We start from the raw sequence: 11761 nt of genomic DNA, 5'->3' as shown, positions 1-11761 counted from the left end.
TGTTGTGGTTATTGGGATAATTGAAACAGCGACAAGCACCTAGCCCCGATTGCAACGGCATCCTTTTTTGTTACGGCTAATGTGTTTTTGTTTAAGATTAATTTATTTTTTGCCCTCATAAAATTAAATACTATAACCCTAAAACTCTCAAACCTCTAAAACTCGAATTCACTACCTTTGCAGCATGGAACTACAATCAATCTATGACAAACTGCAGATTCAGGATATGAATCAGATGCAGAAATCTATATATAAAGCTTCTGAAAACGAGACTGATATCGTTTTACTCTCTCCTACCGGATCAGGAAAAACTCTTGGATTTTTATTTCCAATGCTTAGAAATCTGAAAAAAAACACTTCGGGAATTCAGGCTTTAATTTTGGTTCCTGCGAGAGAACTAGCGTTGCAGATCGAGCAGGTTTTCAAATCAATGGGAACGGATTTTAAAGTTTCTGTCTGCTATGGCGGTCACGATAAAAAAATTGAAGTCAATAACTTAATTGAAGCCCCGGCCGTGTTGATCGGGACGCCGGGAAGAGTTGCTTACCATTTAAGAAACAATAATTTTGACCCGAAAACTATTAAAACTTTGGTTTTAGATGAATTTGATAAAGCATTGGAACTCGGTTTTCATGAGGATATGGAATATATTTTAAATTCATTAAAAAATACTTCTCAAAGAATCCTGACTTCCGCAACGGCAATGGATGAAATTCCAAAATTCACAGGATTGAAGAATGAAAAAGTTATTGATTTTTTAAAATTAAGTGAAGCAAAACCCGATATTCAGTTAAGAAAAGTAATGACGACTTCAGAAGAAAAACTGGACACTCTTTTCCATCTGATCTGTAAAATAGGCAACAAAAGAACTTTGATTTTCTGTAATCACCGTGAAGCTGTCGACCGTATCTCTGACCTTTTAGCTGAAAAAGGAATCGACAGGGAAACTTTCCACGGCGGAATGGAACAGGACGAAAGAGAACGTGCTTTACTGAAATTCAGGAATGATTCCGCGAGAATTCTGATCACAACCGACTTAGCGTCAAGAGGTTTGGACGTTCCGGAAGTGGAATCTATCGTTCATTATCAGCTACCTCCGAAAGAAGATGCTTTTATCCACAGAAACGGCCGTACCGCGAGGATGAATGCCAAAGGTTTCGCTTATTTAATCATGACCGAAGATGAAAATTTTCCTTTCATAAAAAACAATACTCCGGAAGAAAGCGTTGCTGGGTTCAATAAAGTTCCTGAGAAAACGCCTTTCCAGACGATTTATATCAGTGCAGGTAAAAAAGATAAGGTCAATAAAGTGGATATTGTGGGCTATCTTATCAAAAAAGGCGAACTTCAAAAAGAAGAGCTTGGTTTGATCGAAGTAAAAGATACTACCTCTTATGTTGCTGTTTCAAGGAATAAAGTAAATGCAGTCCTCAGGAAATTAAGTAATGAAAAATTAAAGGGCAAGAAAGTGAAAATGGAAGTAGCATACTAGTTTTAAACACAAATTAGCACAAATATTTTTTCACAAATAACCACGATAATTATATCAATAGGAACGGGCTTTAGTCCGTTTTTTATTTTTAGAAATTCATTGACTTTAGTCGAAACTTAGAAAATGATTATGAAAATTGTGTTATTTGTGAAAAAATATTTGTGCTAATTTGTGTTTAAATTATTCAACTCCTTTTACTTTTGTCGGTAAAATATAAACCGATTTTGAAGCAGTGATGAATAAAATATCATTCTTTTCACCCCCAAAAGTGACATTAGAAGTCCAGTCCTCCTCTATTGGAATATGATGAATTTTTTTTCCTTCATTGTTAAAAACATGAACGCCATCTCCCGTTAAGTATAAATTTCCCTGCTTATCAAGTGTCATTCCGTCTGAACCCATTTCGCAGAAAAGCTTCTTTTCGGATAATTTTCCTTCGCCCAGAATATCATATACATAAGTTTTTCCAGCATCAATATCCGAAACGTATAATTTTTTAAACTTCTCGCTTCCTACAACTCCATTGGGCTGCTTGAAGGTTTCGATTTTTTTGATTTCTCCATCTTTACTTCTGTAATACAAACTTTTATGTGGAATTTCCTGTTTAAAATTCACCCAGTAATCCCTTTCATACAAGGGATCTGTGAAATACATCCCTCCATGTGAATCATTCCAGATGTCATTCGGCCCATTGAGTCTTTTTCCTTCAAAATCTTTCAGCAAGACCTGAATTTTTTTATCCTTTGAAATCTTCCAGATCTCGCCGTTGTCATCAGAACACGTAATCAGATTATCATCTTTATCGAAATGCGTTCCGTTTGCCCGCCCTGTTTTATGCAAAAACTCAACAATTTTATTGGTTTTGCAGTCCCAATAATAAATTTTATCATTCGGCTGATCCGTAAAGTAAACATTTCCATCTTTATCTGCGGATGGCCCTTCCGTAAAACTGAACTGATCCGAAATTTTTTCCGGCTTTACATCATCATAAAACATATTACTATTATTTACTGATTTGCAGTTTAGTAATACTAAAACCAAACCAATCCAGCCTGTTTTCAAGATATTTTTCATACCACATTATTTTAAAGCGTACAATTTACGATATGTGGAATAGGATTCAAACACTATTTCTCAAAATGAGAAAATAAATTATCTTTTTTGATTGAAACATTTTAAGCATCTCATTTGTAATGAATTTTAAAAATTTTTATCTTTGGAGATTAGGATTCGAAAAATGAAGATAAATTTACCCGATAAACTGTATTATTCCATAGGAGAAGTTGCAAAAGCATTTGATGTAAACACTTCACTGATACGGTATTGGGAGCAGGAATTCCCTATCATTAAACCTAAAAAGAATAAAAAAGGTAACCGCTATTTCACTCCCGAAGACATCAAAAACCTTCAAATGATCTACCATCTGGTGAAAGAAAAGGGCTATACCCTTGACGGAGCGCGTATTGCATTAACAACCAACAGTAAGATTTCCGAAACTGTAACCATCATTGATCGATTGGAGTTCGTAAAAGCCGAATTGTTGAAGCTCAAGGAATCTTTGGTAGAAAAAGACAGCGAATAATTGAAATAATTACTCACAGTTCTTCATTTAATTTATTTTTTCAAACAGTAAATGCTATTTATATTGTAAAATAAGTCATTTGCATATCCTTCATTGCTTCAGCTTATAATATTCTTTAAGTTTACGGCGATGAAAAAAGATTATTACCGAAAGGTGGCATTCATGGGGATGTTACTTATTATTTTACTTGCTTTTCAAAAATATACGAGCAAAAATAAAGAAGACTTTTCCGATATTAAATTTATAGAGAGTTCAGCATCAATAGAGTTTTCTGAATTTGATCCGAATGATTTGGATAAAAAGCAATGGAAAAATTTAGGGTTTTCTGAAAGACAGGTTGAAACAATTCTTAATTATAAAAATGTAGTTGGAGGAAAGTTTATTTCTAAGGAACAATTCAAAAAATGTTTTGCCGTTTCTCCGGACAAATTTTCGGAATTGGAGTCTTATATTTTATTACCCGAAAGCAATAATGAAGCAAAATCTGGTGGTTTCAAAAATTTCGATAAAAAATCAATCACAATTTCCGGAAAGTTCAATCCGGACAGCTATGAGGTCAGTGATTGGATGAAAATGGGTTTCAGTGAAAGGCAGGCCGCAGCTATTTTAAAATACAAGGGCTTTCTGGGCGGAAGTTTTATAAGCAAAGAAAAGTTTAAAGAATGTTTTATCATTAATGAAGAAAACTACACAAAACTTTCACCATATCTGATTCTTCCTGAAAAAACACCAACTAATTTCAGAAGTTTTGCGAAAAATTTTAATGCTGAAAAAAGTAAAGTCCAATATCATTCTTTTGATCCGAATACCTTGGATATGGATGGCTGGAAATCTTTTGGCTTTTCGGATAGACAAGCTCAGACCATCATTAATTATCGTGACAGAAACTTAAAAGGCAGCTTTAAAAATTTAGAAGATATTCAAAAATGTTTTGTTATTTCTGCTCAAAAATTTGAGGAATTAAAGCCTTACATAAACCTTAGTCAATCAACAGACTCAAATAATCAGTTCAAAAAAACTGAAATAAAACAAGAGAAAACCGACTTTTCCAAAACAGATTTGAATACAATAACTTTCAAGCAGCTTTTAGAATTCGGATTAGATGAGAAAAGTGCCGGAATGATCATTGGTTTTAGAAAAAAGCTAGGCGGATTCGTAAATAAAGAACAGATTTTAACGACTTATAATATTGATAAGGAATTGGTACAAAAGCTCCTTTCAATCGCACTATTGAATACTGCGAATGTTCCCAAATACACCTTAACAGATGCTCCTGAAGAATGGCTGAAAAGTCATCCTTATTTTAAATATTCTGCAGACAAAATCATTTTTTACAGAATAAGTGAGAAAGATGAAAGGAAAATCTGGAAATTGTTGAAAGTGAAGCCGGAATATGAGGCTCGGATGAGGCTTTATCTTAAGTGATGAGTGATGTGAGTTATGAGTTATGAGTTATGAATTATAAGTTATGCTTCGACAAATTAATCAAACGTTTTGCTAGATCCTTCTAAAAGCTTATTCAAGGCAGCAAGTTCCTCATCTGTTAAATCTCTCCACTTTCCGATGGGTAAGTCTAATTTGATATTTAAAACACGGATACGTTTCAGTTTTTTTACTTCGTAGCCAAGGTATTCACACATTCTGCGAATCTGTCGGTTCAATCCTTGTGTAAGGACAATACGGAAGTTCATTTCATCGATTTTTTCTACTTCACATTTTTTGGTGACAGTATCTAAAATAGGAACTCCATTACGCATTTTATCCAGGAATTTCGGAGTGATTGGTTTATCAACTCGTACAATATATTCTTTCCCGTGATTATTTCTTGATCTAAGAATTTTATTCACAATATCACCATCACTGGTTAAAAGTATTAAACCTTCACTTGGCTTGTCTAAACGCCCGATCGGGAAAATTCTTTTTGGATGATTAATATAATCGATGATATTATTTTTTTCTCGTTTTGTATCTGTTGTACAAACGATGCCTACAGGTTTATTAAATGCAATGTATACGTGATCTTGCTCCGGTTCACGAATCGGTTTCCCATCAACTTCGATTACGTCTTCGTCAGAAACTTTAGTTCCCATTTCCGGAATTTCTCCGTTGATTTTTATTCTACCTTCTTCCAAAAGCTTGTCTGCCGCTCTTCTTGAGCAGTATCCTACTTCCGACAAATATTTATTAATACGTGTTTTTTCCTGCATCATTAATCATTTAAAGTATTATCAAACCTAAAATCATTTTCCAAAAAATCAGAAGTTGCATTTTCAATTGAATATTCTCCGATTCTTGTTCTTCTCAATTGTGTCAAATATGCACCAACTCCAAGTTCCTGACCAATATCGTGAGCCAGGCTACGGATGTAAGTTCCTTTTGAACAGCCTACTGTAAAACTTACCAGAGGAAGATCAATTTTAACATCTTCGATATAAAAAATGGTGGTTTTTCTTGATTTCATTTCAACTTCCTTTCCTGCCCTAGCCAAATCGTAAGCTCTTTGTCCTTCAATTTTTATGGCTGAAAAAACAGGTGGCTTCTGTTCAATTTCGCCAACAAATTTTTCTAAAGCATTTTTAATCTGTTGTTCCGTAATGTCTGAAATATCCTGATGAAGAATTTCAGGTTTCTCTGTATCATAGGATTCCGTTTGTACCCCGATTTTTATTTCTGTCCAATATTCTTTCGGAGCATCTTGGATCTCAGGAATTTTCTTTGTGAATTTTCCACAGCAAACAATGAGAAGTCCTGTTGCACGTGGATCAAGAGTTCCGGCATGTCCGATTTTAAATTTTTTAGGTAAATTAAACTCTCTTTTTAGCTTATATTTCATTTTATTGACAGCCTGAAAAGAAGTCCAATCCAAAGGTTTGTCCAATAAAAATATGTGTCCTGATTGTAGATCTTCTGCCGTCACTTAATATGAGTCTGTTATTAGTAATGTGAATTTTTTTAACGCTTATGGCTTATTAAAGAAATAAAAATAAATCAACAAGGCAATACCTACAAAAATACGATACCAGCCCCAAGGTTTGAAGCCATATTTATTCAAAACTCCGATGAATGCCTTGATAGCAATTAATGCCACGATAAATGCCACAATATTTCCTACAACAAAAATCAAAATATGATCCTGAGAAGCAAGTATCATTTCGTAACCCTTTTGAGGTGTTGCCGTTTCTTTGCCCCATGTTTTCAGAAAAACTGAGTAAACCGTCACCGCCAACATGGTAGGAACTGCTAAAAAGAATGAAAATTCAGCGGCTGCTTTTCTTGTTAGCCCCTGGGTCATTCCACCGATTATTGATGCGGCGCTTCGGCTTGTTCCGGGCATCATGGCAAGACACTGCCAGAAACCGATGGTAATTGCACTTCTTATTGTAATTCCTTTTTCGTCATCAATTCTAGGATTTTTAAACCATTTATCTGCGAACAATAAAATAACTCCCCCAAGTACTAAAACCGAAGAAATTGCTATCTGATTTCCCAAAACCGCTTCAATTTTATCATCAAATAAATATCCCAGAACCAAAGCAGGAACTACTGCAAAACCCAGCTTAAAATAAAACTGTAAATTTTTTAAATCAAAGAATTTTTTCCAGTACGCCACAACCACAGAAAGGATTGCTCCGAATTGAATGGAAACCTGAAACATTTTTAAAAACTCATCTTCCGGTAAGCCTAATAAGTTCGCTGCAAAACCCATGTGGGCCGTTGAAGAGATTGGTAAATATTCTGTTAATCCTTCAATAATGGCAATAATAATTGCTTTGATTAAATCCATATTTTTTTAAAATTGAAAGATTAAAAGATTTAAAATTTAAAGATTGATTACGATTAACACTAATTATAATAAACTGATCTTCACCTGTTTAATAATCTTTAATTCTGTAAATCAATATTCTTTAAGTTTTAAATCTTTTAATCTTTAAATAAAGTTTTTATTTTCTTTTTAAAATTGCGTAAGCTTCAATGACAAAACCAATGACAACAAACAGAGGTGCAATCCTGATTCTGCGGATTGAAAAAACACCGTCGTTCCAGGAATTCGGGTCAAATTTTCCGTCTACTGTATTGGCATCAGGCCCAAGCATCAGAAGGAAACCGACAACAATAAAAGCCAGACCGATAAGCATCCACTTAAAGTTTTGCTTTCCGAAATAAAAAGTATTTTCCTGTGAAACTTCAGTTGTTTCTTTTCCAAAGCTGTCTGCGGAAAATTTATTTGTTTTTTTGCTCATTTTCTAAGAGTAATATAAGTCGTCAACGTTTGATCTTAAGAATCTCCAGGTTGCAACAATGGTACTTAAAACAGTAATGAAAATTCCCACACCAAGCACCAGCAGCACCAACCAGAAGTATTGATTGTTATCCTGAACAAACGCAGAACCAATCTGGCTTGTAAAGTAATACCAAACTCCGAACAATGCCAAAAGGCCGATTGCAGAACCAATTGCTCCCAAAATAACAGCCTCCACGATGAAAGGTTTCAGGATAAATCTTCTTTTTGCACCTACCAGCTGCATGGTTTTAATGATAAATCTTTTTGAGAATATTTTCAAACGGATTGAATTATTAATCAAAACAACTGCTAAGATTAAAAATAATATAGAAAACCCTAAGATCCATTTAAGAATTCTACTAAGGTTGTTGTAAACGTCTACCATTAACGTACTGTCGTTTTTCACGTCAATAATCCCCGGAACAGACTTGATCACCTTGATGGCTTCATCGATCTTTGCAGGGTCTACATATTCCGGTTTCAGGGCAACTTCTATAGATGACGGGAAGATATTTTCTTCGAAAAGTGCATTAGCATCGATTCCCATACTTTTTTTAGCTTCTACTGATGCCATTTCTCTTGAAATGTATGTCGCTTTTTTTACAGGAGCCAATGTCTGAATTTCTTTGAAAACCTCAGCTTCCATTTTTGCAATTTTTACAGAATCTTTAGCATCGTAATTTTCGTCAAAGTAAGCATTCACTACAAGCTGTTCTTTGATATAGTCAGAATATTTCTGGGCATTTATTAAAATAAGTCCCATCAATCCCAACAAAAATAACACTAAGGCAATACTTATTACTACTGTAATATTGCTAGACCTAAGCCTTTTCCTATTAAACTCATCTACAGATTTAGCCATTAATATTAAAATTTTTGGCTAAAATAGAAAAAAACTTCCGAAATTTGGGAACGAAAAAGAGAAAATCACTGTTAATAAAATCATAAAAAACATTGAGTGTAAAAGCAAAAAAGCATCTTGGTCAACACTTTTTGACGGATGAAAACATCGCAAAAAAGATTGTAGAAGGCCTTAGTTTTGAGGGGTATAAAAATGTAATGGAAGTGGGCCCCGGGATGGGCGTCCTCACCAAATACCTCCTCGAAAAAGACCAGAACATCTACCTTGCAGAGATTGATAAAGAATCTATTGAATATCTGAAAAAAAACTACGCCAAAGCGACTGAGGAGGCTTTTGTGGGTGATTTTCTGAAACAGGATTTTCAGTTTACGAATGGCGAACAGATTGCCATTATCGGGAATTTTCCTTATAATATTTCATCACAGATTTTGTTTAAAATCATTGATTATTATGGGCTGATTCCGGAAATGGTGGGCATGTTCCAAAAGGAAGTCGCCGAGAGAACGGCTGCTGTTCCGAGGACGAAAGAGTACGGAATTTTGTCTGTCTTGGTTCAGGCTTATTATGACACTTCATATTTGTTTACGGTACATGAAAATGTGTTTAATCCGCCTCCGAAAGTAAAATCAGGAGTTCTGAGACTAACTCGTAATCCCAAAGAAGGCTTGGCTGGAAACGAAGTTTTATTCAAGCAAATTGTAAAAGCCGGTTTCAACCAACGAAGAAAAAAACTCTCCAATGCCCTGAAAATTTTAAATATTCCTGATGCCCTGAAAACTCATGAATTTATGGATAAAAGAGCTGAGGAACTGAGTGTGGCTGATTTTATATCATTCACCCAGCTTTGGAAAGAGAATCAATAGTGTTTTATTTAAAGAAGATTAACGATGGAAGAAGGAGGATGGGTGTTACTTTTAGTTTTATAATTTTGGAGGTTGCCATAAAAATTTAATGGAATATTCTTTTAATTAAGATGAAAAGCTAGAAGTTGTTCTTTACGATCTTCATAACTTTCCTCTTCTAACCTCCAGCTTCCAAACAATTTAAACAGTATTATTTTAAAATTAAAAAAGCCTTTCAAATTGAATTGAAAGGCTTTTTTTGTTTGCATTATCGATTATAATTATTCTCTGTTTTTAAGCATAATCCATCCGGATTGGCTCATATTTGCTTTTGACTTCGGATACTGGAAGTTGAACTTAAACCAGTATGTTGCAGTTGGTAATTTTTTACCTCCTACTGTTCCGTCCCAGATTGGGGTTTGTTTTGAGAACCTGAACATTTCTGCTCCGTATCTGTCATAAACAGATCCCGTAAAGTTCTTAAAGTCACCTAAAGCCGTAAGGTCTAATGTATCATTAACACCATCCTGATTTGGAGTAATTATGTTTGAGATATGTAATGTGAAGAATTCAAGAGCCCCAACGCAACTAGTTCCCACAGTTCTTACCTGAATATGGTAAGTTGTATTATTCTGAAGGCCTGTAAATACGTTTGATGACTGCCATGAGATACCTCCGTCAACAGAATATTCAACGGTTTGAGGAATATTATTGATCATTGGAACTTCCGCAGTGATTGTCAATGTATTGTTACTGTAATCAACATTGGTAACGAATGGAGAAGCTGCTGCTAAAACGTGAGCCGTAAATGTTTTCTCACAATATCCGTTTTTGATGGTTACCGTATAGATTCCCAACTGGTCTACATTAATAGTCTGGGTAATCTCTCCTGTACTCCACTGGTATGTATAGTTCGGGCCTGCTCCTGCATCAAGAGTTACTCTGTCTCCCTGGCATATTTCTACGTCAGCTAGTGGAGAAGTAAGCGCTGGAACCACCTCTACCGTAATGGTAGCCGGAAGTGAAGATTTACATCCCTTTGGACCTAAAGCATAGACTGTGAAGGTCGTTGTATTGTGTACCGTAGCAGATTGTGTGTTTCCTGTTCCAGGGAAGTTTGACCACTCATAAGTTGCTCCTCCTGTTGCCGTGAAATCTACTACTTCTCCAGGACAAACTTTTAGTTTTGATGCAACAACGTGAGCTGTAGGTCTTGCCTCTTTTAATAATTTTAGCTCAATCATTTTGCTACAGAATCCTCCGTTTGAAACGACAACATATAAAATCTGGCCATCGTTACCATTATAATGTAAAACATCCTGGATATAATCATCATTTTGAGCCAAAGCATCAGCCTGATCTTCATAGAAATGGAATACCGCACCCGTGGTTGTACTAATGGAAGGCATAGCATCTGTAAGATCAAACCATGTGACATCCGTTGTTGTACAAAGCAGCAATGAAGCATCAACTGCAGCAGGTGTTGTTCCACCGTTAATTTTAATATTCGCTTTACCAGGACAAGGATTTCCAGGGAAACTTACCTGAATTTCATAATTACCCGGCTGTGTTGCTGTAATGGTAGGTGTAGTAGCTCCCGGAACGGCAACTCCGTTGAAGAACCATTGGTACGTCATATTAGGATCACTTACAGAAGCAGTGATTACCTGAGGTACATTATCACAAACGTTGATTTCTTCCGGTAAAGTAGTTCCCGTAGGATCTAATAATTCTACCCCGATGTTGAAAGATCCACCCTCCAGGAATACCGCAGAATCATAGCTGCTGTCCAAGGCATCTCCCAAAACCATTTTGAAGTGATAAGACTGCCCGGGAACTACAGTAGCTGTAGCCTGCATTGGAACTGTTCTTCCATTGAAGTTTGTTTCTATATTAGAAGTGTTATATCCTCCAAAAAATGCAACGTTTGGTGCGCCACATCCCATATCAAAGCCGGTAAAGCTATTTTGTGGGTGTATATTGGTAACGCTTACAGGTCCCGTGCCCGGAGCCGGCACAATTGCCATGTTCACGTAAGGTCCACCTCCAGTAGGTTTTAATAATAAAGCAAAAGCATCTGAGAAACTACATGGGAATGATCCCGTATATTCTTCAGAAGCAAATAAATAATTGAATTTTACCTGACTGGAAGTCGGTACAAAGTCAAACTCTAAGATAACCGCGTCATTAAGAGTTCCCGAAGGGTTTGTAGCAGCTACAAGATCAGGATCACTTCCGGTCTGCAAATCATCCCCCAGAGTACCACTCTCATAGTTGTTCCCAGCTTTTCTCACATGACCGGTTGAAAGTACAATCCCATCTGTGAAGGGAAAGTTGGTCGTTGCTTTGTGGAAATATCCCCAAGATCTATTGGCATCACTTGCCGGTAAACTTGGACTTACCTGTACATTCGATACGTTTGGTGTCACGCATGAATTGGTTCCTGATGAAATTAACACATCCTTCACTAACTGTAAAGGATCGAAAGTCGACGGCGCATAACCCGGAGCATTAACATCAATAAAAGCACCCGCTTTCATAGTCAAAGCAGAAGCCTTTTCTTTTTGAGGTTTTCTCGGTGTAAGAGTTTGCGAATAAAAGAGACTCGACGACGAAGTCATAAATAAGAAAAACAATAGTAGATATCCCTTCATAATAATTTTGTTTCAACAAATTTAATTTTTTTTTGAATATACCACAC

Annotated in this window: 11 protein-coding genes; 4 read left to right on the top strand and 7 right to left on the bottom strand. The window is 35.8% G+C overall.

The window, feature by feature from the left end:
* Positions 1–184 precede the first annotated feature (184 nt).
* Positions 185–1492, top strand: coding sequence for a DEAD/DEAH box helicase (locus ATE47_RS04515; protein ID WP_062160836.1), 1308 nt, complete (start codon positions 185–187; stop codon positions 1490–1492).
* A gap of 180 nt (positions 1493–1672) precedes the next feature.
* Here the strand turns inward: ATE47_RS04515 and ATE47_RS04510 are convergent, their stop codons facing one another.
* Positions 1673–2566: an SMP-30/gluconolactonase/LRE family protein gene (locus ATE47_RS04510; protein WP_062160835.1), complete on the bottom strand. Its 894-nt coding sequence runs from the start codon at positions 2564–2566 to the stop codon at positions 1673–1675.
* A gap of 163 nt (positions 2567–2729) precedes the next feature.
* Between ATE47_RS04510 and ATE47_RS04505 the strand changes: the two genes are divergently transcribed.
* Both ATE47_RS04505 and ATE47_RS04500 read left to right on the top strand, forming a co-directional pair.
* Positions 2730–3074 (top strand): MerR family transcriptional regulator, encoded by a 345-nt coding sequence (locus tag ATE47_RS04505; RefSeq protein ID WP_062160834.1) that lies wholly within the window; start codon positions 2730–2732, stop codon positions 3072–3074.
* 129 nt (positions 3075–3203) lie between these two features.
* Complete coding sequence (locus ATE47_RS04500) at positions 3204–4499, top strand: helix-hairpin-helix domain-containing protein (RefSeq protein WP_062160833.1); 1296 nt, start codon at positions 3204–3206, stop codon at positions 4497–4499.
* 56 nt (positions 4500–4555) lie between these two features.
* On the opposite strand, the gene rluF is transcribed toward ATE47_RS04500, so the two are convergent.
* The 5 genes from rluF to ATE47_RS04475 form a co-directional block, all read right to left on the bottom strand.
* Complete coding sequence (rluF, locus tag ATE47_RS04495; protein WP_062163445.1) at positions 4556–5281, bottom strand: 23S rRNA pseudouridine(2604) synthase RluF; 726 nt, start codon at positions 5279–5281, stop codon at positions 4556–4558.
* A 2-nt stretch (positions 5282–5283) separates the two neighbouring features.
* Positions 5284–5991, bottom strand: a complete 708-nt coding sequence (gene truB, locus ATE47_RS04490) for a tRNA pseudouridine(55) synthase TruB (protein ID WP_062160832.1) — start codon at positions 5989–5991, stop codon at positions 5284–5286.
* Positions 5992–6033: 42 nt separating this feature from the next.
* Complete coding sequence (locus ATE47_RS04485; RefSeq protein WP_062160831.1) at positions 6034–6858, bottom strand: undecaprenyl-diphosphate phosphatase; 825 nt, start codon at positions 6856–6858, stop codon at positions 6034–6036.
* 157 nt (positions 6859–7015) lie between these two features.
* The gene (locus ATE47_RS04480; RefSeq protein WP_062160830.1) at positions 7016–7315 is read right to left on the bottom strand and encodes a DUF3098 domain-containing protein; all 300 of its coding nucleotides are present in this window, start codon (positions 7313–7315) and stop codon (positions 7016–7018) included.
* A 3-nt stretch (positions 7316–7318) separates the two neighbouring features.
* Entirely contained in the window at positions 7319–8218 is a 900-nt protein-coding gene (locus ATE47_RS04475) for a cell division protein FtsX (protein WP_062160829.1), read from the bottom strand.
* 92 nt (positions 8219–8310) lie between these two features.
* On the opposite strand from ATE47_RS04475, the gene rsmA reads away from it, so the two are divergent.
* Positions 8311–9081, top strand: coding sequence for a 16S rRNA (adenine(1518)-N(6)/adenine(1519)-N(6))-dimethyltransferase RsmA (rsmA, locus tag ATE47_RS04470; RefSeq protein WP_062160828.1), 771 nt, complete (start codon positions 8311–8313; stop codon positions 9079–9081).
* Between the two features lie 260 nt (positions 9082–9341).
* On the opposite strand, the gene ATE47_RS04465 is transcribed toward rsmA, so the two are convergent.
* On the bottom strand, positions 9342–11714 hold the full coding sequence (locus tag ATE47_RS04465) for a choice-of-anchor L domain-containing protein (RefSeq protein WP_062160827.1): 2373 nt from the start codon (positions 11712–11714) through the stop codon (positions 9342–9344).
* Positions 11715–11761: the final 47 nt, after the last annotated feature.

The organism is Chryseobacterium sp. IHB B 17019 (genome assembly GCF_001456155.1).
Classification (GTDB): domain Bacteria; phylum Bacteroidota; class Bacteroidia; order Flavobacteriales; family Weeksellaceae; genus Chryseobacterium.
The sequence above is the reverse complement of the archived record's forward strand: the minus strand, read 5'-3'. Positions and strand labels throughout refer to the sequence as shown.

Coding starts and splice junctions, on each gene's coding strand:
- ATE47_RS04515 (WP_062160836.1), top strand. CDS start 185: ATGGAACTACAATCAATCTATGACAAACTGCAGATTCAGGATATGAAT.
- ATE47_RS04510 (WP_062160835.1), bottom strand. CDS start 2,566: ATGAAAAATATCTTGAAAACAGGCTGGATTGGTTTGGTTTTAGTATTA.
- ATE47_RS04505 (WP_062160834.1), top strand. CDS start 2,730: ATGAAGATAAATTTACCCGATAAACTGTATTATTCCATAGGAGAAGTT.
- ATE47_RS04500 (WP_062160833.1), top strand. CDS start 3,204: ATGAAAAAAGATTATTACCGAAAGGTGGCATTCATGGGGATGTTACTT.
- rluF (WP_062163445.1), bottom strand. CDS start 5,281: ATGCAGGAAAAAACACGTATTAATAAATATTTGTCGGAAGTAGGATAC.
- ATE47_RS04485 (WP_062160831.1), bottom strand. CDS start 6,858: ATGGATTTAATCAAAGCAATTATTATTGCCATTATTGAAGGATTAACA.
- ATE47_RS04480 (WP_062160830.1), bottom strand. CDS start 7,315: ATGAGCAAAAAAACAAATAAATTTTCCGCAGACAGCTTTGGAAAAGAA.
- ATE47_RS04475 (WP_062160829.1), bottom strand. CDS start 8,218: ATGGCTAAATCTGTAGATGAGTTTAATAGGAAAAGGCTTAGGTCTAGC.
- ATE47_RS04465 (WP_062160827.1), bottom strand. CDS start 11,714: ATGAAGGGATATCTACTATTGTTTTTCTTATTTATGACTTCGTCGTCG.